This is a genomic window from Bradyrhizobium sp. LB11.1 (assembly GCF_040549385.1).
In the GTDB taxonomy this organism is placed as follows: Bacteria; Pseudomonadota; Alphaproteobacteria; order Rhizobiales; family Xanthobacteraceae; genus Bradyrhizobium.
In genome coordinates this window covers 1-24317 of sequence record NZ_JBEPTH010000001.1, presented here as the reverse complement: position 1 = coordinate 24317, position 24317 = coordinate 1, and the positions used below count along the sequence as shown (strand labels likewise).

Genomic DNA, 24317 nt, shown 5'->3' with positions numbered 1-24317 from the left:
CATCCTCGCGATCAGCTCGGCCTCGAGCCCAGTTGGCTCGCGCCGTATGCGGGTCGCGGGCGTGTAAGAGATCGGCCCCATGCGTTCGCAAGGCGAGCATTGCCACGCAATGCGTTGCCTCTGGCGATCGAGCGCAGCTGGTTCGCCGGCATTGGCTCCGCCACCAGGCAGACGGCGATCACAAACCAGAAGATAGGATGCCGAAGCAGGAAGGTGGCGATGGCGTAAATGCAGAGACCACACAACAATGTCGGCAAGCCTGCTTCACCGGTCGCGTAGGCGGACCTGAAAGCCGTTGCCACGAGCCAGACGAAGCTCAGGACGACCAGGAGCCCGCCCTGGGTAAATAGGTCGAGCATCGTGTTGTGCGCCTCGAAGTTCGGCACGAACGAGGGCTTGGGGTGTTCGACAAACTCGGGGTGGACCATATCCAGCTTCCTCGCCGAGACGATTGATGTCGGAATTTCGAGGTGCGGACCAGGACCCAGGCCGAGCATGCCTGATTGGACCCCGCGCTTGACGGCCTGGCTCCAAAGCGCAAATCGCAGTTCCGTCTTCTCTTTGGTTTGCTCGGGATTGTCCCGCGCCATCGACTTGGCGAGGTCGCCGGCTTCTACCGCAATCGAATAGGCCAACGGCGCCATCGAGATCACGAGCCCGGGCAAGGCCAGCACAATCACCCAGGCGAATGCTGAACGGAAGCTGATCTGCCGCGCTCGCGAGAACAGCCAGGTTCGGCACTTGAACGCCAGGAGGAGCGGGCCGGCCAGCACAAAAATGAGCGTAAACGAATCGCTCCCGGTGATCCGGCCCGTGTAGACGGGGATGATGGTGCAGGCGAGAGCGCCCATCCTCGCGCCACGCGTGGTGGACGTTTCTGCAAGATGGACCGATAGAAATCCAAGCACCATGCAGAGGACTGCAAGTTGATGCGGATTTGACGACCAGCCTCGGAATTGATCCCACCACATCGGGTCGACCGACGGAAGATCGTATAGGCCCCAGGCGTCGGCCAGTTGTGCGACAATAACCGGCGTGCCAAGTCCACACAGAAGCCAGGTGATGCGACGCAACCGGGCTTCGGGGTGCGGCCCGATCACGCTCAGGCAACTGATGGCGGCCAACAGAGGATAGGCCATGACATCGTGCATGAACCATACGGGATCGTGCTCGTCGCCGATGAGCTTTGCCGTTAGCGTTCCGAGGCTCTGCGCAAGGGCAAACAGCGACCAGAACATCAGGAGCCGCGACAGCGCTGGCGTCAGCAAAAGGCGGCCGCGCGCCGCTTCGCGGCCGAGTATGAGGATCACCCAGATGATCAGACAGACCTCGCCCGGTCCGACCGGCAAGCCGGCGATCCGCAATTGTGAAGCGGGAGTCAGCAGCAGCCCGAATGCGAACAAGGCGTCCAGGATCATCGGCCCTCATCCGTCTTTCGCACCCGGCGGCGCGAGCAGCTGTCGCGCCATTGACGTGCTTCCCGTTTGCCTCGCGGTCGGTCCGTCTCCATGGCGAGCCTTCAATTCATCCGGTTCAGAGCGATTGGGTTTTGATGGCGGCGCAAGAACACCGCCTGCAACTCCGGCGCCCCCGCGAGGGCTGAATCTCCATTCTGCGATCCCCAGCTATAGGCGAAGTCGAAGACGGGGGCCGGTATGAGCGCGTCCCAGCGGGCCAATATGTGTTGCATCTGACTTGCGCTCGGCAGCACGTATCGGCCGCCGCCGTCATCCATCCAGCGGCCGCCGCCAAAGGTCTGGTAGACTGGGACCATGTTGTCGCGGGGCACTCCGGCGGATTCGGCCGCAGCGACATAGCGATCAACCTGGTGATAGTCGCAGCCATTCAACTCGGTCCGGCACGGATAGGGATCGATCCCGTACAGGTCGACATGTGAATTGGCGGGGTTATAGGTGTCCTTGAAGGACGGCGTTCGTGACGACGTCATCGTCATGAGCAGGATGAAGGTCTTTGCGCCGGGCACGTTGGCGTGGACCCAGTCCGACTCCGCCTTCAGATGGTCAGCTGTGCAAAGCGGGAAGTGTTGTCCGGTTGGATCCGGATCGTCCATCAAATAGAAGCCGAACAGTTTCGGGTGGCCGATGAACGGGCGGACGGTATCTACGAATTTCGCGTCCGCGCCGTTGCATTGACCGACCCACACCAAGCCTCTCACACCGTCCGGCAGAGAGTCCAATTGCGCCAGGCTGCTGACGTCCGCAAGATTGAAACCGGCAGAGCCGGGAACATAGCTTCCGGCCGAGTCGAAGTTCCCGTTGGAGGCGAAATGCAAGGTGGTCGTGGCCTCCGCGCGCGTGGGCGCCTCGAACACGAGGCCCTGCAGGAGCAATGCACCGGCCGCGAGTAGAACTGCTACCGCGGACCACTTGGCGTACGCGGCGCGTGCTTGAGTCCCTAGAGGGCGCCGCATGTGTCCCCCTTGGCCGTCGACGCCAACCTCCCGTCCTTGAACCAGGCCGGGGGCGTACCATCAATCAACTGCTTGTAGAGAGCAGCATGTCGATCGACAACAGTCGCGAGCGAGAACTCCCTCCTGACATACTCGGCAGCGCGACCGGCCATGGCCAGGCCCTTCGCTCGATCGGCGAGCAGGTGGAGAATCTTTGCGGCCAATACGGGGGGCGCTCCCGGTGGCACCAGCAAACCGTTCCATCCGTCGCGGATGACTTCAGCGCAACCCGGCATGGTCGTGGTCACGATTGGCAGGCCGGCGAGTGCGGCCTCAAGGAGAACCCGAGGAACGCCTTCACGGTACTCAGTCGGAAACGCGAATACATTTGCGAGCCTGAGCAGGGCTGGGATGTCCGATCTTGGCCCGATCGCCTTCACATAGGGGGCATGCCGGTCAATCTCGGCTTGCGTGATGGCGAGGGGGCCTTCGGATTCACGTGGCCCGACAAGCAGGAAGCGTACATCGGGGCGCACCGCGTGCACCCGGGCTGCCGCGTCGAGCAGCGCCGGAATGCCCTTCTGCCTCGTCATCCGCGTCACGGTAATCACGACTTCGGCGTCGCCAAGCCCAAGCTCGCGGCGAAGCTGATCTGGCGAGGGTCCCGAGCCCAGTGCTCGGTCGAAACCCTCGACATCGACGCCCGCACCTCGAATCAGGACCGGCATCTTTCCGGCGATCCCGTTGCGCTCGAAGAACGCCCGGTCGTCACCGATCTCGAATACCGTGGCGGCTGCTGTGCGGGCCGCGAGCTTGTGGAGCGCGCGATAGACCGGACGTAGCGTCAGGGCAAGAGGGGAGCGAGATGAATAAAGAAAGGCGCGTCCATTGATCGTACGAATGGCCAACACGCCGGGAGCGCTCCGCGCGGCCAAAGGCAGGAATATCGAGGGTTTGGTGTCAAAGCTCTGCGCAAGATCGGGCCGCTCTTCGACCAGGATTTTTGCAAGGCTTTTGATGGCCGCCCAGTCGGCGCGCGGATTTACGAAACGCTTGAACTGGAAGTCTCGATAGCGGATGCCTGCTCGTGCAAATGGAGCTGGGTCTCCGCTCGCGACGGCCGTTATGCGGAAGCCATGGTCGCGCAGGGCGCACATCGCCGGAATGCGGAGATGATGATCTTCGCCTCCGATATAAAGTAGATGAGGCTGCAGCGGATCGCGTCGGTCCATCGACGTTCCATTTGGATCGTCATCAAGGAGGCGAGAACCGCGTCTATGATCGCCGTCCAGCCCTGGCTTCAACATTCGCAAAGCTCCGTCATTCAAAATCGCGCACGTCTTGGCAAACACGTCTTGGCAAACACGTCTTGGCAAATGTCTGCAGCCCGTCTGCAAAGACAGGATCTCGTCAACGCATCCGTTGGATCGCAGCCGACTTGAACGGCGTCGCTGCCCATCCAGCAATCGGACACCGCAAAGTGGTATCCGCTCAAAAGCGCCGACACGCTCAGGAAGCGTGAATTTTACCATTCAACCGAGAGGGTTGTCGGGAATCCACTTTTATCACGGCACATTCGAGATCGTATCTGAATAAAGGGGTAACTACACGATCCACTCGTCCAATCGGCGGCAGTGCGCTGCAATGCTGCGCCAGGACGATCGCGCGTACGGCGAGAATGGCTTTGATGAGGCGAGCTCGATCGACGCTGGGCCGGCGAGTGAGCCTGTATGATGCGGCCCCGCGTTTCGGGTACCCCCTTTGGACTACCCCGCAGTTCGCCTCTGTCCGGCCGTCGTCCGCCGCCGCATTTCCCGCTGCGACACCGAGCGGCCGCCTATCGATGAGGCCGTCTCCGTGCGGGCTTTGAGCTTCTGAGCTACCCATTAGGGTCTAATGAAAACGCACGTGTACCGCGTTTTCGCCGCGCGGGTATCCCGCGAGCAGGGTTAGAATCGCACGGCGGGAGGCGACTTCTCTGCAATACGTGTTTCACGTGCACCCGGCGCTCGCCGGATCGAGGGCGAGACGAGGACAATAAAAGGCCGCTCGGAATGCAGTCCGTATCCGATGTTGTTGATCGTGAGATGTTGGCGAACCACATGCGGGATATCCAAGAAATAGCATCTCCAGAGAAGTCGGGATCTTTTGCCCTCGTCTTGTTGCTCAGGTTGCATGGCATTGCAGCCGACCAGGAGCAACTCTGTCATCGACTAGGTACCCGTCACGTCGGGGTGACGGAGATGGTGCGATGTGCGAAGGCCTTCGGCCTCAAGGCGCGCACGATCAAGACCGGTTGGGCGCGTCTTGCGCGCATACCGTTGCCGGGGATCGCCGTGCTTAATCAAGGCGGCTTCCTCCTGGTCGGCAAGGCGGACGGGGACGAGGTGTTGGTTCAGTGTCCCTCGGATCCCCGTCCGCGCAAACTCAGCCGTGCCGAATTCGAGGCGGTCTGGGATGGCCGCCTGGTCTTGATGGCGCGTAGGGCGTCGCTTTCGGATCTGTCTCGCCGATTCGACTTCACTTGGTTTCTTGGTGCGATTCAGAAATATCGGCACCTGCTCGGAGAAGTTCTGCTCGCTTCCTTCTTCCTCCAGGTATTCGCCCTCGTCAGCCCACTATTCTTTCAGGTGGTCATCGACAAGGTACTCGTCCATCGCGGGATCAGTACGCTGGAAGTCCTGGTAATCGGCCTGGCCTTGATCGCCGTGTTCGAAGCAGTGCTGAGCGCGTTACGCACTTACCTCTTTTCTCATACCACCAACCGGATCGACGTCGAGTTGGGCGCACGCCTTTACCGCCATCTGGCGTCATTGCCGCTCATGTATTTCCAGACCCGACGTGTCGGCGACTCGGTCGCCCGCGTTCAGGAGCTGGAAAATGTCCGCAATTTTCTGACGAGTTCCGCGCTGACCTTCATTATCGATTTCATGTTCACCGCGGTGTTCATTGCGGTGATGTTTGTTTACTCACCGATGCTCACGCTGATCGTTCTGGGAGCGTTTCCGTTCTACATCGGTATTTCCGCCATTGCGACACCGGTGTTTCGTCAGCGGTTGGATGAAAAATTTCGTCGCGGCGCAGAAAATCAGGCCTTCCTGGTCGAGAGCATAACGGGCGTGCAAACGCTGAAGGCCCTCGCAGTTGAGCCCCAAATGAACAGACGCTGGGAGGAGCAGCTGGCCGCCTATGTTTCCGCGAGCTTTCGCGTCGTAAGCCTTGGAAATGTGGCAAGTCAGGCGGTGCAATTGGTGAGCCATCTGGTTACGGTAGCGATCCTGTTCTTCGGTGCGAAGCTGGTGATCGAAGGTAGCCTGACCGTCGGTGAATTGGTGGCCTTCAATATGCTGGCAAACCGCGTGAACATGCCGGTCTTGCGCATCGCCCAGCTCTGGCAGGACTTCCACCAGGTTCGTCTCTCGATCGAGCGGTTGGGTGATATCCTCAATACGCGGCCGGAGCCGACTGTCGGCGTAGGGCGCGCGGTGCTCCCGCCGATTACGGGCGCCGTTACGTTCGATCACGTTACGTTTCGCTATCGTACCGACGGACCCGAGACGCTGCATGATATTGGATTCCATGTTCCGGCAGGCCAGGTCGTAGGCATTGTTGGTCCGTCCGGCTCGGGCAAGAGCACGCTGACCAAGCTCCTCGAGCGGCTGTACGTGCCGGAAAGTGGCCGTGTGCTCGTCGATGGTGTCGATCTTGCCTTGACCGATGCCGCCTGGCTGCGGCGGCAGGTGGGCGTCGTTCTGCAGGAGGATGTGCTTTTCAACCGGACCGTGGCCGAGAATATCGCACTTGCCGATTCCGCTATGCCGATGCAGCGGATCATTGATGCGGCCATCCTTGCCGGAGCACATGAGTTCATACTCGAACTGCCTGAGGGCTACGATACAGTCGTCGGTGAGCGCGGCTGCAGCCTCTCCGGTGGCCAGCGGCAGCGCATCGCAATTGCCCGCGCGCTCGTCAATGATCCTCGTATTCTGATCTTCGATGAGGCCACCAGCGCTCTCGACTATGAGAGCGAACGCATCATTCAGGACAACATGCGACGCATCTGCGAAAGGCGCACCGTCTTTATCATTGCCCACCGGCTTTCCACGGTGCGACGCGCAAATCGGATCATCACCATCGATCGCGGGCGGATCGTCGAGGACGGCACCCATGATGAGTTGATCCGCTCCAACGGGCGCTACGCGACTTTGCACTTGCTCCAGGCAGGGATTAATGACCATCGCTAGAAGCATCGTTCCGTTCCCGGATCGCCGCCGGCGCCGCGAAGAGGAGACCGCCTTTCTCCCGGCCGCGCTGGAGGTCCTCGAGAAACCGCCGTCGCCGGTCGGCCGCGCCACCGGCATGATCATTATCTTGCTGTTTTGCGTCGCAACGGTCTGGGCGACGGTCTCCAAAGTCGATGTTGTCGCGACCGCATCGGGCAAGATCGTGGTGAATGGCCGAACCAAAGTGATCCAGCCCGCGGAAACGGGAGTGGTGCGCGCGATTCACGTCAGGGACGGCGCGATGGTCAAGGCGGGTGACGTGTTGATCGAACTGGATCCAACGATCACTGCCGCCGAGGTTGATCACGTGAAGAGCGACCTGGTTGCTACGCAGCTTGACATCGCCAGGTTGCGCGCAGCGCTGGGACCCGGTGATCCGATTGCGGCGTTCTCTCCTCCGGTAGGAGCCAGCCAGCAGGAGATCGACCTGCATCGTCAGTTCCTGGCCAGCCAGATGGCAGAGCACACCACGAGGCTGTCGGAGCTCGATGGGCAGTTAAGACAGAAAAAGGCGGAGAGCGAGACAATCGCGGCGACGATATCCAAACTCGATGCAACAATCCCGCTCCTCGAAGAGCGTGTGAACGTTCGCAAATACCTCTACGACAAGGCGATCGGGTCCAAGATCACCTATCTCACTGAGGCTCAAGAGTTGGTCGGCCAACAGCATGACATTCTGGTCCAGCAGAGCCGGCTCCGCGAATCGGAGGGCGCGACGGCGAGTCTCGCGCAGGCCAGATCCAAAGCGGAGGCGGAGTTCGAACGATCTCTCTATGACGATCTGTCAAAGGCCGAACGGCGAGCCGCCGGTCTCACTCAGGACATGATCAAGGCGGAGGAAAAGGCGAAGCTGCAAATTCTCACCGCCCCGATCGATGGGGTGGTGCAGCAGCTGGCGGTGCACACGATCGGCGGCGTGGTTACACCGGCGCAAACACTGGCAGCCGTGGTTTCGTTGAACCCGGATTTCGAGATCGAGGCGCTGGTATCCAACCGAGATATTGGCTTTGTCGTTCCGGGGCAGACCGTCGCAATCAAGATCGATACTTTCAATTTTACCCGCTATGGCCTGCTGAATGGTCGGGTGCTCAGCCTTTCGCGCGATGCGATCATACGTGATCGGCGTGATGACGGGGGGAGGGATCAGTCCGGCGGAGCGGAGATTGCGTCCAGCGAGCCGAAAGGGCAGGAGTTGAACTACGCGGCCCGCGTCAGCCTCGACCGTACCTCGATGGAGGTGGAGGGCCGGACCGTCCAACTGTCGCCCGGAATGGCCGTGACCGTCGAGATCAGGACGGGTTCGCGACGCATCATCAGCTACCTGCTCTCACCGTTGACGCGCTACAATCAGGAGATATTGCGAGAGAGATAGTGGCCAGGACGCTCTGAGGGTGGAGGAGCGCCTTGGGCGTACCGGTGAACCACGCCGGAGACGGGCCTCACGACGGCCTCGCTTGGATGCGTCCCTGGGCGGCAGAGTAGGTCGAGAACGGATTTAAGGTGGTTAAGGTATCAGGGCGATACGTCCCAGGAGGGAAACGAGCTCCACTTGGCGTCGCGTCTGTGTCTTGACGAACAGCGACGCGAGATGGGAGCGGATTGTCGTTCGGCTCAACCGGTGAGCGCGGGCAATGTCGAGTAAATTGCCGCCGCGTGCCAATTCGATGGCGACAGGAATCTCCGCGGTCGTCAGGCCAAACAAACGTTGCAGCGTTCTGGGCGAGGGCTCCGGACGAGCATCGAGGTCGAGCAGGACGATGGCGCAGGTGTCGTCTGACCAGACATTGGCTGTCTGATTAACAAGGCTCGTTATGCCTTCGCGGGAGGACGTTGCCAGCCACGCCATCGAACCCGCGGGAAGTTCGACGCCCGCGCGCTTTACGATCTCCCTTACAGCGTCAGATAGCGATTTTGTACACAGGGCGGATCCACAATGGCGCTCCAATATGGCGCGGCCTGTTGGGCACACCTCGACTACACGGCCGCGTTTGAGCAAGATGCGCGCGCAGCCGATACGGCCGAGTGCTGCGTGCATTTCGTCGCGCACGTCGAGCCGACGGTCGTCGGAGAGAATTGGGCGAGCACGATTGGAAATGTTGAAAATCGATTCCTTGGATTGGTAATGCGATGCAACCGAGCTACTCTGGGTCAAGTTCAGCATTCCATGCGCCCCTTTGGTTTCCCGGCTCGTTCAAATGAACGATATCTGACGACCATTCTCCAATTGGCGGGCGCGTTGTAAACGTTGAATCGGAGTTAGATGGTCAACTTGGGAGTAATCCAGCCGACGTCCTCGCGAAGCGGCGGAGGCTCACACGGGGTAGCCGGAGATCGCCTGTTGATGGCCTCAATGGACGCTCTGCGCGTCAGTGTGATGCGTTGGAAACCGGTCGCGTCAGGAGCTGCCCTGGGCGCGCAACGTGATTTCGATAACGTCACCTGGTTCCAGGTCGAAATCTTCGGACGCGACGATCTTTTCCCAACTCTGGCCGGACTTTCGTATGACGTTGACCTGGGGCTTTAGGTCACCTGTCCCCGCTGGTACCGCCGCGCTTCCGCTCACGGGCTGCAGCTTTTGCCCCAACGACCTCATTCTGATACGCAGGTCGGTTATGTGGACGTTGGAGTCCCTCAGCTCACGAAGCAGCGCGACCGTGCGCTGGCTTGCGGAGCGATCGATCTGGCGGGCGGAATCTTCGCGCTGGCGTTGGAGACGCATAAGCTCGACCGTGGTTTGCAGACGTCGGGTCGAAGAAAGCAGAAGGGCACGTCGACTTTCAGTGACGCGGGGGCTCGGTAGGGAGCCCGAACCGAATAGCTTTACGACGCGATCGAGCTCTTCCTCATCCGCTTGTACGCCTTTTTCTTCGCCCTCTTGCTGCTTGCTGAGCGCCGCGAACTGCCCGTCCGCTTGCTTTACGGCGTCTTCCAGAAACGTGCGCTCCTTGCGATAGTCTTGTTGCGTGGTCTTTAGCGACTCTGCCTCAGCCTGCACGATCGGAATGACTGCTGATAACGGCAAAGAGATGTCCTGGGGCGGGGTCTGATCGAAGGTGTCCTTGTCCGCGAGTTCGGCATCGACACGAAGGATATGGAAGTACTCCTTCACATACTCTGTGGAAAAGGACTGATAGTCGCGCAGAAGATCCGCTGGATCAGCGGTGCCGGACTGATTGCGGGAACGCAACAGGCTGTAACCGCCGGAAACCGCGACGGCCTGGCGGACGGTCATCGAGGACCTGTATGCCAACTGTCCGGGCGTCAGAACATCACCGGTAACGTAGATGGGACGATACTCCACCACGCTCGCGATCACGTCCCCAGGTACGACGACGATTGCCTGTTCGCGCCCGTCCGGCAGCCGTTGACGCAATATCTTCGACTGTAGCAACGTTTCCATCCGGCTCTGCAACTCGGCCGTGGTCAGGCCCGCGACCTCGACCGTGCCGATTCCGGGAAGAGCGATCGTGCCGTCGATCTGGATTTGCGCCCGCTGACGTTGTTCCGGCGCACCGCCGATCGCCACTTCAACGGTATCACCCGCCGCCAGCCTATACTGTGCTGCAAAGCACGGGCTGCTGACGAACAGCACAATCGCCATCCACGTGGCAATCGAGAGGTGGTTGAACGTCTTGACGCGCCTGGTGCCGTCCATAGCGATCTCCTTGCAATCATCAAGCATGCGCAGCGCGATGCCGTTCATTCCAGACGGCGGAGGTCGTTACAACTCGTAGCGGCCCCACAATCCCGTACAGCGGATGTCCGGGAACGCGCTGACGGTTGAGTGGCCTCGTCATGTAATAAAATCCGTCTGCTGTCGGATTCTCTTGGTTGAGAGGCGACCGCGCCACCAATTGACGGTTTGCTCCAGGCCCTCGCGCAGCGCCACCTTCGGCGTCCAGCCGGTTGCCCTTCCGAACCGGGTGGAGTCGGCAAGGAGCGCGCGCACTTCCGAATTTGTCGGCCGCAGCCGCTTTTCGTCGCGAAGGACCGGCTTGTGACTCGATGTCAGTTCGAGAATGTTCTCGATCAGATCACCAATTGTGATGGCGCGCTGACTGCCGGCGTTGTAGGCATGGCCATATTCGACATCGTCCGCGAGCCCGGCCGCCATGAATGCCGCGGCTGTATCCGTGACGAATGTCAGATCGCGGACGGTGGTCGTATCGCCGACCATGATTGCATTGCATTCCGGATCGAGGGCCTGCCGGATGATCGTGCCGATGATCGCGCGCTCGCTTTGCCGAGGTCCGTACGTGTTGAATGGTCTGAGGATTACGACGGGCACGCCGAACGAGCGCGCGAAGGCCTCCGCCATCATGTCTGCGCCGATCTTCGAGGCCGAGTAGGGCGATTGCCCCTGCAGCGGGTGAGATTCATCGATCGGCATCTTGACTGCCGTACCATAGACCTCGCTCGTCGACGTCACGACCACCCGTTCGATGCTGTGTTGCCGCGCGGCCTCGAGGATGTTCAATGTACCGAGTACGTTGGTCTCCACATAGGATTGCGGCGCGAGATAGGAATAGGGTATGGCGATCAGCGCCGCGAGGTGAAAGACATAGTGGTGGCCCTGAGCCAAACGGCTGACGAAGGCCGCGTCGCGAATGTCGCCGCGCACGAGATTGAGCTTCTGTCGCGTCGATTGGGAGATATCGTCGAGCCAGCCATGGCTGTCGAAAGAGTTGTATTGCGCCAACGCAGTTACATTAGCTCCTGCCGAAACGAGGTGCTCCGTCAGGTGCGATCCGATGAAGCCGTCGGCTCCTGTCACAAGAATTTTTGCTCCAAGATAGGTCATCATCGCCCTCTCTTTCTCTCATCTTGATCGAAGCTTCCGCGTTAGCGCGGCCCAGCATTCCACGGCGATGACTTGCGCGGCACGGGCGATCCAGCCGAAATCCGATACGAGAGTCCGGCGCGGAAAATAGGCAAGGTCGATCTTCGCCTTGGCTGGAAACAGGACTTTTCGATAGTACTCGGCTGCCGGCACGTCGGCGGGGTACGTTCTGTTTTCGTCTCTGAACAGGACCTGGCACGGGCCGAACAAACCTGGTTTGAAGTCGAGCAGCTTTTCGAAGCCGTCGCGAAAGCAATCGGAAAAGCTGAGAGACTCCGGTCGGGGGCCGACGAGAGACATGTCGCCCCGCAGGACGTTCCAGAGCTGCGGCAGCTCGTCCAGCTTGGTCGCGGCGAGGATTCGGCCGACGGCCGTCAAACGTTCATCCTCCTGCAGCGTCAGCGGCGAGCCTCCGCTGCCGCAGCTCGGCCCAAACTTGCGAAACTTGTACATGCGAAACGGCTCGCCGCTTTGTCCCAGGCGGAGTTGCGAGAACAGGAGTGGCCGCCCGCTATCGAGCCAAATGACGAACGCGACAACGACGAACACGGGTGAAAGCAACACCATCGCGGTGCCGGCACAGAGAACATCGATTGCGCGTCGTGCACTCAATCGAGACGAACGAGATTGCGCGCCCCACCGGTTCGCCATCTCTGGCAGGGTCATGCTACCGCCCCAACCGGGAAGTTGGTGGCGAGTGCGGTCGTCAGCCCAATCACAACTCTCTCGACATCCGCCGTCGTCATTCGCGGATGCAGAGGCAGTGTCAATTCGCGGCGAGAAAAATCCTCTGTGCGCGGGAGGAGCATCTCCGGATAGAGATCCCTGTAGAAAGTCAGGCGGTGGACGGGCGGATAGTGAACCGTGGTCTGAATGCCATGCTTGCGCAGGCGATCGATGACGCGCTGGCGGCTGGTTGCCGGCGGCAGCACGACCGGCATCAGATGGTGGGTCGACGGCCAGGGATCTTCAAAGGGTATCATCACCGATGGGCAATGTTCCGTCACGAGTTCACGGTACCTGACCGACAACCGCCGCCTGATGTCGTTCCATTCCGGCAACTTCTTGAGCTGCACGAGGCCAAGCGCAGCCCGCAGCTCGTCCATCCGGTAATTGAAGCCGAGAACCGTCACGTCGTAGTCGGGACGGCGGCTGGAGAGGCGTTGCCGTGCACCGCTTGTCATCCCATGAGCGCGGGCCTGCCGGATGGTCTCGCGCAGGGCGCGGCTGCGCGCAATGATCGCGCCTCCTTCGGCGGTGGTCATGTTCTTGTTTCCGTAGAAGCTGAAGGCGGCCGCCTCGCCATAGCTGCCGACCTCGGGCAGTCCGGGCGCATGAGCGGCGTCCTCGATCAGGAGCAGCCCCTTCCGCCGCGCAAAGGATTGCCAGGCCTCGCGATGTGCAAGGTAGCCCGCAAAATGAACGAGGATGATAGCCTTGGTCCTGGAGGTGCACTTTGCTTCCGCTTCGTCCAGCGACATCAGTGGGACTTCTGCGGACCCGATGTCGACGAAGACTGGCTTGGCGCCGACATAGAGGACGCTGTTGGCGGTCGCTACGAAGGTCAGCGAGGGGACGAGGACCTCATCTCCGGGGCCAATGCCAAGGGCGTGCAGGATGAGGTGGAGGGCCGCCGTGCAGGAGCCGACGGCGACCGCATCCTCGGCCCCGTGCAGGCGAGCGAACGCCTGCTCGAAGTCGCGAACGCGATCTCCCATCGTCACCCAGCCGCTTTCAATGACCGCGGCGAGGGCGACCCTCTCCTCTTCTCCCAGGACCGGCTCTGATACCAATAGCATGTGTTCGTCTCCAATCTGGGCGTGAACTCGCGCCGCAAGCGCGACTGTTGCGATCACTGCAGGATGAGAACCGGCCTCAGGCGGCCGCGAAACTTGCGAGTGCAAGGGACTGTTCATCCCATGCGACATCCTGTGCTTTCAGGAAGTCCTCGACGCGTCCGATGTCGAGCCAGAGGCCGCTGTGCTTGAAGACGTTGACTGGCACGTCCTCGTTGAGCATCTGGAACATCAGATCGTCAAACCCGAAGGGAACGCCCGACGGGATTCGCTCGACGATAGACGGGTCCATGCAATAGATCCCCATGCTGACGAGATGCGTGAGCTCGGGTTTCTCGCGGAAGTCGCTCACACGCCCTTCCATCTCGTCGATCACGCCAAAGTCCATCTTGGTCGGGCGGATCGCCGTGGCGATCGAGAGTGGCGAGTTGCCGCGCCGATGGCAGTTCACGAACTGATTGAGATTCAGATCCGTAAGCACGTCGCCATTGAGAACGAGGAACGGCTCGTCGAGCTGGGCGCGCAGCAGCGACAGTGGGCCAATGGTCCCGAGCGGCTCCATTTCCTGCGTATAGTTGATGCGCATGTTCCACTGGTTGCCATCTCCGCAGACGCTGCGGATGAGGTGGCCCAGATATCCGGTCGTGACGTAGACCTCCCTGATCCCGTTCCGCCTGAGCCACTTGAGGACAAGCTCAAGCACAGGACGCGCACCTATCGGCATGAGTGGTTTCGGCAAAATTGAGGTGTGGGGGCGTAAGCGTGTTCCTTTGCCGCCGCATTGAATAACCGCCTTCATTGAACCCTCCGTAATTAGAATTCGCAATCGTTCAACTATGCACTCGTTCAACTATGCACTTCCGCCTGCGTTAGTCCGATCTCAGCGTGCTGGTCGGGCAGGAGCGTGGAAAGAACGTAGACGCAAACAACTGAGACGTCTTCGTACGTTTGCATGAGACGATTTAGGTATGCGGACTGATCGAATGCATCCAGTGCGATCGCAATTCGAATGTAGAATGCTGTGCGCAGGCGCGTGAGCGCGAAGGCGATCGCTACGTAGCCGCGCTGGTTGGCGCCTTCATGCACGCAGAAATCAAAGCGCGATCAGTGCGCTGTGGGTCGACCGGGGCGGTCGAGGTCTGCACGACAGACGAACGCCACAGCAGCGTTGCTGCTGTGGCGCGTCGAGAAGATTGCAAGTCGTGTGGTAGTTGTCGTACCGCGGGATTAGTCCTTTATCGCACGCCAGAGACGCCGTTGCGACGAGGTGGTAGACGTGTGCCAGGGCCCGTTACTCGAGCTTAGTGGCGCCGGGATTCTGATTGGAGTGGTTTCGGCGATCGGGTGGTAAGGCGCTGAGGCTCGCGTGTGGAGGGATAATCGAGGGCAGGGTGTGTCCATTTGCGGAGTGCACCAATGACCCATTGTTCATTCCCCAAATCGCAGCCTGCGTCCGGTTCTGGACCCGGATCTTGCGAAGGATTGCCTTGACGTGGACTTTCACGGTGGCCTCGGCGATGTCGATTTTTCGCGCGATGCATTTGTTGGAGCTGCCCTCGATCAAACAGGACAAGATTGCCTTCTCCCGCGGAGAAAGGTGTGGCGCAATCGGCTCCTCCGCATTGACAACGATCGCGTGCTCGCTCTCACTGATCGGCGGATCTTCGAGCTGATGATTGCCGTCAAGCGCGAACGATAGAAATGCCGGGGGAAAGACTGCCTCCCCCATCGTCACGAGCTCGATGGATTTAACGAATGCATCGCAGGAATTGACGTTCACGAAATAGCCGCTAGCACCGGCCCGATATGCCGAGACAAGTTCATCTGGGCGATAGTGATCCGACACGATTGCTATCCGTGCGTCGGGACAGCGGCTCCTCACAAAACGTATCTGTTCCAATGCGACATCGAAGGGGTCGCCATTGTGGATAATCAGAAACAGCAGTTGATGTGCTTCGAGGGCGCTTGGCAGTTCATCAGCGCTCGAAGTGGATAATAGGATCCGAAAATTTGCAGCATGCAGTATCCGTGAAATGCCCTCTCTGATCAGTATGTTTTTTCCAATAAGAATGGTTTCGTAAGATTGCCGCCTCCTCATAGTACCCTCCGCGACATACGCAAAAATGACACCATATAAATGGAACTTGAAAACGATGTGGGCCGGCTTCAACCTGTCGTCTGTTCGACCGATTTTCCCCGGCATTACACTTTCGTGCTACCCCGGCCGTGGGTTTCCGGCCGTAGCGGCTTGTTGATGCGTTTGTAGCCCTCCGTATTTGTTAAGCTTTTATGAACGTTAGAGCTGAATCGCCGACTACTATATATATCGTTGGTTATAGTCGTGATGACGGAGCCACGCGTTTTAGGGTACGGTTAGCACAACCATTGCATGGCCAATGGTAGAAATACCTCGATAGATTGAGGCGTTTGCTGCAGGCGGACGAGCCGGCTGAAACCCTGGCCGTCGTAGAATCTTCGGTGAGATATGTGCTTAGCGTCCGCCAAAAGCGCGGATAGGTCATGAAGGTTCTGACCTGTCGTGCTGCTAGAAGCGCGGATTCGCCAAAGCACGGCGTCGCGGCTTGTCACCGGAGTTCTACGGGGGACACGCTCCCGGATGTTGATAGTAAGGTTATTGCAGGAGTCGATCGGCGCCGAGCGTGCGTTCACAGCTGAATTTAGGGATGCATTGACTGAGTGTATTGCGTTGCAGGATCACGTTTTCTTGTTTGGTGCAGAAATGTGGTGACCTTATCGACATAGAATCGAAACAATGGCGGGTGGGCGAAGTTTGAAAGTCGGAGGCAAACGGCTGAGGAGCGCCCAATGAGTCGCACAAGAGTCGTGATCGCAGACCGGTATCCGGTGGTCTTGCGAGGTTTGAGCTCATTGCTCAGTGCGGAAGGCGGTTTCGATATCGTTGCATCTTGTGGCGATGCCGCTAGTTGCATTGAAGCGATCCGTACTATGGTACCCGATATTGCGATCCTTGATCCAACAATGCCCGGGCTGATTCCGCTGAAGAACTCGTCCGTCGCCAATCCAGACAGTCGCTCAACTCGCGTGGTGTTTTTCGCCCCCGGCGAGGGCTACGAGCTCGTTTTGTCGAGCGCGTTCGATGGCTGCAGCGTCGTGCCGAAGGAGGCGTCGCCGGAAACGCTGATGCGCTGTTTGCTGGAGATCGCGAGTGGTCAAACAATCGTGCCGCAGTCATCAATGGATCAGGTCGCGCCCGCGGTGAACGGGGTGAATTCGGAAAATGCGCTGGCGGTGCTGACGGACCGAGAGCGTCAGATCATGCGCCTGGTTTCGGAAGGACTATCAAACAAGGAAATTGGACGCCGCTTGAACATTGCCGACGGCACAATCAAAGTGCATCTTCACCACATCTTCCAGAAGCTGGAGATCAGCAACCGCACGGCGCTCGCGGCCTTGGTCATCTCGCAGCATGATTGGGTTGCTCCAGTCAAATCGCCAGAACCCGGATAAGTGGAGAACATTGTGCTCCGCGTGCCAATGGCGGCTGGCCGAGGCCAAGCCTTGTTTGACCCAAAGCCTCGTTGACCGGAAGACTCGACCGCTAACCGACGTTTTGTGAATGCTGGCAAGGCGCTTGCCGCAGGTTATTCGCTGACCGAAAAGTGAAGGACAAATATTGGCAGACCGGTCAGTTCTGGGCTGTCGCTCACCTCGATCCGCCAGCAGGAGTGATCATGGAATGGTCCAATGAGCTCGCTTCTCAGGATCTCGCGGGTCAGCTCAATGGCGGCCGTGCGCGCGGCGTCGATATCGGGGAGAGCCAGCCCGAGGTCGTCCGGCACTGAACCGCCGTCGTGAACGTGGAAAAAATAGCGAGGCATTGGCGTTTCCGGAAGGCGATGCATCCCCAAGCGTGGCGCCGCCAAGGTGGACCTACGACAAGCTGCTGTTGTAGGTCCATGATCATTGTTGGGTACCTCAACGTCGACTCCGACTCTCGCGTGGTTGACATGGACAATTGTTTCCGGCGAACTAAAGTCACGTTGCGCTGGAGTGCCCGCTTCGGCGTGTTCAGCGGCCCCGGCCCTGCAACCAACCAGCCCCCCAGCCGGGGCCGCGGTCTCGTCGCACTGACGGCAATTATACGGCGACGACCGGCTTGACTGATCCGCTCGCCTGGTCTGCGGAGCGTCACTTATCGAATCGCGTCAAGTGACGCACGTCGAGGTGCGAGCCCGATTTGGGGTGATTGGGCGCGACCGCAAATGCCAATGCATTCGATCCCGCGGCCGTTCAGATAAGCCTTCGACCCGTCTCGCACAATCAACCCGTCGAGCCGATTCGCGAAATCGCATCAGCAATTGGGAATCGATCAATTAACCTGGACACGACGCGGAGCAGCTCCGTCGAATGAGGAGACGGCTTTACCGCATTTGGCTCGCTCGAACGGAGTACCCCGCGCTTGCTGCAGCGGCTCTCCCGATTCGCCGGTCTCAACTCACACCAGCCGTGTATTGGGGTGATCACCATCGTGCACGCGCATTTTGTTGATTGTCGGCGAGGTGGGGAGGTCTAACGGATGTGCGGAATTATCGGCATTCTGGGGCGAACTGCGGTCTCCGATCGATTGATCGATTCACTCAAGCGGCTCGAATATCGGGGTTATGACTCGACGGGCGTGGCGACGCTCGACGATGGTCGTCTCGAACGTCGCCGCGCCGAAGGCAAACTCGTAAACCTCGAGGCGCGGCTGCGTGCCGAGCCGCTAAGTGGTGATGCAGGAATCGGTCACACGCGTTGGGCCACGCACGGCAAGCCGACCGAGTACAACGCGCATCCACACGCGACCGAGCGCGTTGCCGTGGTCCATAATGGTATCATCGAGAATTTTCGGAAGCTGCGCCAGGTGCTCGAGGCCAGGGGCGCGACGTTCGCGAGCGACACGGATACTGAAGTCGTTGTACATCTCGTCAATTCTTACCTGCTTAAGGGCTATTCGCCTCAGGAAGCAGTGAAAGCTTCCTTGCCGCAACTGCGCGGCACCTTTGCGCTGGTGTTCCTCTTCAGGGGATATGGCGATCTTCTGATCGGAGCGCGCAAGGGATCACCACTGGCGGTGGGGTATGGCAATGGCGAGACGTATCTTGGTTCTGATGCGATTGCGCTCGCTCCATTTGCAGAGGCTATCAGCTACCTGGAAGACGGTGACTGGGTTGTGTTGTCGCGCGACGGAGGGGTGATCCGCGATGGGAGCGGCGCAGTCGTTACTCGTGAGGTGCTGAAATCGGGCGGATCGTCATTCGTCGCCGACAAAGCCAACTATCGCCATTTCATGGCAAAGGAGATTTGCGAGCAACCGGACGTGGTGGGATGTACGCTCGCTCACTATCTGGACATGACAGCCGAACGGGTGGCGCTGCCGATCAAGCTGCCGTTCGATTTCAGCACCATCAGGCGCGTTACGATCACGGCCTGCGGCACCGCAAGCTATGCCGGGGCTATCTCGAAATATTGGTTCGAACGGCTGGCACATATCCCTGTCGATGTCGATATCGCCTCCGAATTCCGTTACCGCGACGCACCGCTTCGCAAGGGCGACCTCGCGGTCTTCATCTCGCAATCGGGCGAAACGGCCGACACGCTGGCAGCACTTCGCTACGCCAAGGAGAAGGGGGCTCACACCGTCTCCGTCGTGAACGTACCGACCTCCACCATTGCGCGTGAGAGTGAAACGGTGCTGCCGACCCTGGCTGGCCCGGAAATCGGCGTTGCCTCCACTAAAGCCTTCACCTGTCAGTTGATGACGCTCGCTGCCCTCGCGGTCGCCGCGGGAACCGCGCGTGGCGAGATCTCCATGAGCGAGGAGAGAAAGCTCGTCAGGGGGCTGATTGCAGTTCCGCGTTTGATGGCCGCCGCCCTTGCCAGCGAGCCGCAGATCGAGAAGCTGGCTCGCTATGTCGCAAAGTCGCGAGATGTCCTCTATTTGGGGCGCGGCACCAGCTATCCGCTCGCGCTGGAAGGTGCGCTGAAGCTGAAGGAAATCTCCTATATTCATGCTGAGGGTTATGCCGCAGGCGAACTCAAACATGGCCCGATCGCTCTGATCGATGAGAACATGCCCGTTGTCGTTATCGCGCCTTTCGACGGTGTGTTCGAAAAAACCGTATCGAACATGCAGGAGGTCGTAGCGCGCGGCGGCAAGATCATTCTGATCACGGATGCCAGGGGCGCGGCGGAAGCAGGCATCGAGCCCGTATCTACGGTATTGCTGCCCGACATGGCGTCGACCTTCGCGCCGATAGTCTACGCCGTTCCGGTCCAGTTGCTCGCTTATCATGCGGCCGTGATCATGGGCACCGATGTGGACCAGCCGCGCAATCTCGCCAAATCGGTGACGGTCGAATAGAGGCGAATGCCGTGACAAGATATGGCCGCTCGCGATCCACGAGTGCAGTGATCAAGGATTCGTTCGGAAGCATCACCGATCATGCGGCTGCCCTCCACCAGGTTGGCGAAGAGGGGGCGACCCATTCGGCTTAACGGACTTGGCGGGGAGCAGATTCCGATCCTGTGAAGGAGTACCCCTTCTGGGACGTTAAATTGGTCTGTCGTGGTGCTTCAAATTCGCGGCCATATGTCGTGCATTATTGGCACGGCCTGGCCGAAGTTTCCGCGACAACGAGAACAATCGAAGAAGCGCAGATTCCGACAGAGGGAGCATATCGTGAGCTATTCCTCAAGCATCATAACATCGTTCTCCGGGCCATCGACGACCAGCAGCTATCCCCCGCACAACGGTCTTGCCGTTGGGTCGAACTACGTCGTGATGATCGAGGGGTCGCAAGTCGAATGGACGAACCTGACCGGCGGATCGCCAACCGTGCAGTCGGTCTACAGCTTCTTCTCGCCGCTATCTCCGACCGGCGGCCTCTATGATCAGCGCGTCGTCTACGACAGCGTCAATCAGCGCTTTGTCGCGATCATGCAGTACCTGGCGCCCGACGGCACCACCACCGACATCGATATTGCAGTCTCCAAGGATGCCAATCCGAACGACGGCTGGACCTTCTCGCAGCTCAATACGACCGTCACGATCAACGGTCAGTTGACCGACTCTGACCGGCCGACGTTGGCGGTCGACGGTTCGAACATCTACATCTCGGCAGCACAGTACAACATCAACGTGTCCGGTTACGCCGGCACGGAAAATTGGGTGATCGGCAATACGGCCGGTGCGGGCGGCGGCATCTATGGTGGCGGCACGTTGAGCGTGACCGCAAGCGAAGTCATGCCCTCGACGCAGGACATGTTTGCCGTTGCATCCGGCAACAATGGCAAGACCTACTACGTGAGCGACTTCGCCAGCGGAAGTCAGGTCGTCGTTGCCATCCAGACCTACGACAAGACCACCAACAGTTTCAGCACCACCAGCACGATCGCCCTCGGCAATATCGACCAGGGCGGCAGCTACACCGCCCAGCAACAGGGGACGAGCCTCCTGCTCGATGCCGGCGATAACCGCATTGCCAACATGGTCTATGCCAACGGCTTCCTGTACGGAGTGGCCGAGATGAAGCCGGCCGGCTCGAGCGTGCCGCTGGTCCATTGGTTCAAGATCGACGTCAGCAATCCCAGTGCTCCGTCCCTTGTGGCGCAAGGCGACGTCTCCGGCGCCGCAATCGGAACTGGCGTGGCAACCTTCAATCCGTCAATCGCGGTGGATGCAGCGGGCGATGTCATCATCAATTTCACCGCCAGCGGTCCGAATATGTATCCAGCGGACTACTATGTCTTCCAGGGCGGCAGCAATCCTGCGGGCTCTTTCAGCGCGCCGATCCTGTATCAGGCGAGCACCAGTTTCTTCAACTCGGGCAATGGGTCCAGCGTGCAGCCATGGGGCGCCAATTCGTCCGCTACGGTCGACCCGAACAATCCGAACTCGTTCTGGATCTCGAGTGAATATGTTGCCAACGGCTGGTGGCAGACGTCGGTCGCCCAGATCGCCATCCAGAACTCCGCAGGCACCGGTCCAACGATTGCCTCGATCGCGACCTCCGGCACCGGCATCAGCGGCGGCACCGGCGATCTCAACGCGGGCAAGGTGGTCACGCTGACCGTGAACTTCAGCGCGGCCGTGACGGTCAACACGAGCGGCGGCACCCCGGCGCTCACCCTCAATGATGGCGGCACGGCAAGCTACGCCGGTGGCTCGGGCGGCACTGCACTGACCTTCAGCTACACCGTGGCAGCGGGCCAAACCACGTCCGATCTCGCCATCTCTGCGCTCAACCTCAATGGCGCCGTGATCAACGACGGAGCCGGCAACGCCGCCAACCTGTCGGGCGCGGCTAACTACAATCCGGCTGGCATCCTTCAGGTCGACACGACTGCGCCGACGATTGCCTCGATCGTGGCTTCCGGCACGGGCATTACCAACGGCAGCGGAAATGTGAGCACTGGCCAGGTTATCACATTGACCGTCAATACGAGCGAAGCCGTGACGGTCAACACCAGCGGCGGCACGCCGACGCTCGCGCTCAATGATGGCGGCACCGCAAGCTACACCGGCGGCTCGGGCAGCGCTGCGCTCACCTTCAGCTACACGGTGGCGGCGGGCCAGACCACGTCCGATCTCGCTGTCTCATCGTTCAACCTCAACGGCGCCGTCGTCAGCGACGGAGCCGGCAACGCGGCCAACCTGGCCGGCGCCACCAACTACAATCCCGCCGGCACCCTGCAGGTCAACCCGACCCCCGCCGCCAAACCTAGCCACATCGTCGTCCTTTCCCTGGAAAACGAGAACTACTCGGACATCGTAGGTAGTTCCCAGGCGCCTTACCTGAACTCGCTGATCGCTCAGGGGATGCTGCTCACCAACTACAACGGTGTGACTCATCCGAGCCAGCCCAATTACATTGCCCTGTTTTCTGGCTCGACGCAGGGCATCACCAACAACGGCACCTTTCCCCAGTTTCCGGCCAGCGTTCCGACGCTGGCGAGCACGCTCGCCGCCAGCGGTTACACCTTCGGCGGTTACGCCGAAACCAATGCGGATCCCGAACGCCAGCCTTGGAGCCACTTCGCCAATTCGGCCAACACCGCTCACGATTTCAGCGCTTTTCCTCAGACCGCGGCCGGCTTTGCCAACCTTCCGACCGTCTCCTTTGTTTCGCCCAACGACGCCGACAACATGACGCCGACGAGCGACAACGGCGGCGGGATTCCGGCGGGCGATGCCTGGGTCCAGGCCAATCTCTCCGCCTACGCGGCCTGGGCGCAGGCCAACAATTCGCTGCTGATCGTCACCTTCGACGAAAACAACACCAATCCAGCGGTGAGCTACCCCAATCACACTGCGGCGATCGTCGTCGGCGCAAGCGTCCCGGCCGGGACCGTCAACGACTCGCCGGCTGATCAATATTCCCTGCTTGCCACGATCGAAAGCCTTTATGGTGCTGCGGCGATCGGCGCCAGCGCCGGCGTGCCGGCACTCAACTTCTATTCGTCGACGCCGGCGAGGGCGTCCGCCTCGGTCACTCGGTCATTTTCCGGAGTGTCCGACCCGACCAACAATCCGCCCCAAAATGCGTTGGCGGTAGGGCCGAATTACATTTTCACCGCGGAGACCACTCACTACCGGATAACCGACCTCAGCGGCAATCCAATCGTATCCAACGGATCATTGTATGGCTTGTTCGCGCCGCTTGGCGGCACGCTTGACAACGCCCTTCTCGACGCGCGCGCCGTCTATGACAGTTCGACCGGGCGCTATGTGGTCACCGCGGATAATTTTCAACCAGGCGGCGGGAACTTCGCCACCAATATCGATATCGCCGTGTCGGTGGACAGCAATCCGAGCGACGGCTGGTATCTGGCTTCGATCGACACGTCCAACGGCAGAACGACCCAATCGGACATGCCCTATCTGTCGGTCAGCAACGGCAAAATCTACATCTCCACGCCCGAGTTTCTGGACGCGGGAGGCGGCTACAACAACGGCGAATTCGTCGTCAACGAAAGCAGCGTCATCGCCGCCGGAAACGGCGCGATCACGCCTGACGCCAGCGCTAGCGTGCCTGGGACCGCCAGCATCATGCGCAACGTCGCCGGCGACAACGGGGTGACCTACTATTTGAGCGCCCATTCGACCGGGAGGGAAACCGCGCTCACATATCAGACGTACGATCCGACGCACGGCTTCAGCGGGACCCAAACGCTCTTCCTCGGCGACGCCGATGTGGGAGGAGGCGGAAGCAACTTCACCGCCGCGCAGTTGGGCACGACCAAGAGGCTCGACATTAACGACGGGCGCATCCAGAGCCTTGCCTACACCTCCTCCGGAGGACACAATTACGTCTACGGCGTGAGCGAAGCCATGCCGAGCGCAGGGTCGCTCGCGCAAATCGAGTGGTTCAAGGTCGATGTCACCGACCCCACGAATCCGCAATATGTCATCGGGAACGTCATTTCCGGCGCGTCCATCGGCACGGGTGTCGCCGTGTTCAACCCTTCGATTGCGGTCGACCAGAACGGCGACGTGCTCATCAATTTCTCGGCCTCCGGGCCGAACATGTATCCTTCCGACTATTATATGGTGCTCGGCGCCGGCGCCTCCGCTTTCAGCGGGCCGACGCTTTACCAGGCGAGCACCACGTATCTCGATTCCGGAAGTCTGAACGACCAGCGTTGGGGGACCTATTCGACTGCAATCGCCGATCCGAACAACCCAAACGGATTCTGGATCTCGAACGAATACGTGGCCAACGGCTGGTGGCAGACGGTGGTCGCTCAGATCGCCGTCCAGGGATCCGCGGCAACAGCACCGACGGTTGCCTCGATCGCAGCCTCGGGCACCGGCATCGCCAGCGGTGCCGGCGATCTCAACGCGGGCAAGGTGGTCACGCTGACCGTGAACTTCAGCGCGGCCGTGACGGTCAATACCAGCGGCGGTGCACCGACGCTGACCCTCAACGATGGCGGCACGGCAAGCTACACCGGTGGCTCGGGCG

General features: G+C 60.1%; 16 protein-coding genes. 5 read left to right on the top strand and 11 right to left on the bottom strand.

The features are described 5' to 3' along the window. Positions 1-11 precede the first annotated feature (11 nt). The 3 genes from ABIA96_RS00080 to ABIA96_RS00070 all read right to left on the bottom strand — a co-directional run bounded on the left by ABIA96_RS00080 (position 12) and on the right by ABIA96_RS00070 (position 3642). Positions 12-1418, bottom strand: coding sequence for an O-antigen ligase family protein (locus ABIA96_RS00080; RefSeq protein WP_354134981.1), 1407 nt, complete (start codon positions 1416-1418; stop codon positions 12-14). A gap of 101 nt (positions 1419-1519) precedes the next feature. Then, positions 1520-2332, bottom strand: a complete 813-nt coding sequence (locus ABIA96_RS00075) for a hypothetical protein (RefSeq protein ID WP_354134980.1) — start codon at positions 2330-2332, stop codon at positions 1520-1522. An 83-nt stretch (positions 2333-2415) separates the two neighbouring features. After that, complete coding sequence (locus tag ABIA96_RS00070; RefSeq protein ID WP_354134979.1) at positions 2416-3642, bottom strand: glycosyltransferase; 1227 nt, start codon at positions 3640-3642, stop codon at positions 2416-2418. Positions 3643-4512: 870 nt separating this feature from the next. Here ABIA96_RS00070 and ABIA96_RS00065 point away from each other — a divergent pair. Next, positions 4513-6654 carry a type I secretion system permease/ATPase gene (locus ABIA96_RS00065; protein WP_354135688.1) on the top strand — a complete coding sequence of 714 codons (2142 nt, stop codon included), beginning with the start codon at positions 4513-4515 and terminating at the stop codon, positions 6652-6654. Beyond that, the gene (locus tag ABIA96_RS00060) at positions 6641-8065 is read left to right on the top strand and encodes an HlyD family type I secretion periplasmic adaptor subunit (RefSeq protein WP_354134978.1); all 1425 of its coding nucleotides are present in this window, start codon (positions 6641-6643) and stop codon (positions 8063-8065) included. Before ABIA96_RS00065 ends, ABIA96_RS00060 begins: the two co-directional genes overlap by 14 nt. Positions 8066-8197: 132 nt before the next feature. Here the strand turns inward: ABIA96_RS00060 and ABIA96_RS00055 are convergent, their stop codons facing one another. The 7 genes from ABIA96_RS00055 to ABIA96_RS00025 all read right to left on the bottom strand — a co-directional run bounded on the left by ABIA96_RS00055 (position 8198) and on the right by ABIA96_RS00025 (position 15532). After that, positions 8198-8854, bottom strand: a complete 657-nt coding sequence (locus tag ABIA96_RS00055; RefSeq protein WP_354134977.1) for a helix-turn-helix transcriptional regulator — start codon at positions 8852-8854, stop codon at positions 8198-8200. A 234-nt stretch (positions 8855-9088) separates the two neighbouring features. Then, positions 9089-10396 carry a polysaccharide biosynthesis/export family protein gene (locus ABIA96_RS00050; RefSeq protein WP_354134976.1) on the bottom strand — a complete coding sequence of 436 codons (1308 nt, stop codon included), beginning with the start codon at positions 10394-10396 and terminating at the stop codon, positions 9089-9091. A 90-nt stretch (positions 10397-10486) separates the two neighbouring features. Further along, complete coding sequence (locus ABIA96_RS00045; protein WP_354135687.1) at positions 10487-11494, bottom strand: GDP-mannose 4,6-dehydratase; 1008 nt, start codon at positions 11492-11494, stop codon at positions 10487-10489. Positions 11495-11512: 18 nt separating this feature from the next. After that, entirely contained in the window at positions 11513-12184 is a 672-nt protein-coding gene (locus tag ABIA96_RS00040) for a sugar transferase (RefSeq protein ID WP_354135686.1), read from the bottom strand. A gap of 11 nt (positions 12185-12195) precedes the next feature. Next, positions 12196-13332 carry a DegT/DnrJ/EryC1/StrS family aminotransferase gene (locus ABIA96_RS00035; protein ID WP_354134975.1) on the bottom strand — a complete coding sequence of 379 codons (1137 nt, stop codon included), beginning with the start codon at positions 13330-13332 and terminating at the stop codon, positions 12196-12198. A 76-nt stretch (positions 13333-13408) separates the two neighbouring features. Beyond that, a complete protein-coding gene (locus tag ABIA96_RS00030; RefSeq protein ID WP_354134974.1) occupies positions 13409-14128 on the bottom strand; it encodes a nucleotidyltransferase family protein in 720 nt (239 codons plus the stop codon). 492 nt (positions 14129-14620) lie between these two features. Beyond that, positions 14621-15532: a LuxR C-terminal-related transcriptional regulator gene (locus tag ABIA96_RS00025; RefSeq protein WP_354134973.1), complete on the bottom strand. Its 912-nt coding sequence runs from the start codon at positions 15530-15532 to the stop codon at positions 14621-14623. Between the two features lie 623 nt (positions 15533-16155). On the opposite strand from ABIA96_RS00025, the gene ABIA96_RS00020 reads away from it, so the two are divergent. Then, complete coding sequence (locus ABIA96_RS00020) at positions 16156-16818, top strand: LuxR C-terminal-related transcriptional regulator (protein ID WP_354134972.1); 663 nt, start codon at positions 16156-16158, stop codon at positions 16816-16818. A 134-nt stretch (positions 16819-16952) separates the two neighbouring features. Here ABIA96_RS00020 and ABIA96_RS00015 read toward each other — a convergent pair whose 3' ends face one another. Further along, positions 16953-17189 carry a DUF6894 family protein gene (locus tag ABIA96_RS00015; protein ID WP_354134971.1) on the bottom strand — a complete coding sequence of 79 codons (237 nt, stop codon included), beginning with the start codon at positions 17187-17189 and terminating at the stop codon, positions 16953-16955. Positions 17190-17887: 698 nt separating this feature from the next. On the opposite strand from ABIA96_RS00015, the gene glmS reads away from it, so the two are divergent. Together glmS and ABIA96_RS00005 are read left to right on the top strand one after the other, a co-directional pair. Next, positions 17888-19714 carry a glutamine--fructose-6-phosphate transaminase (isomerizing) gene (gene glmS / locus ABIA96_RS00010; protein ID WP_354134970.1) on the top strand — a complete coding sequence of 609 codons (1827 nt, stop codon included), beginning with the start codon at positions 17888-17890 and terminating at the stop codon, positions 19712-19714. A 318-nt stretch (positions 19715-20032) separates the two neighbouring features. Beyond that, positions 20033-24317, top strand: a 4285-nt coding sequence (locus tag ABIA96_RS00005) for an alkaline phosphatase family protein (protein ID WP_354134969.1), incomplete at its 3' end; no start/stop codon positions are given.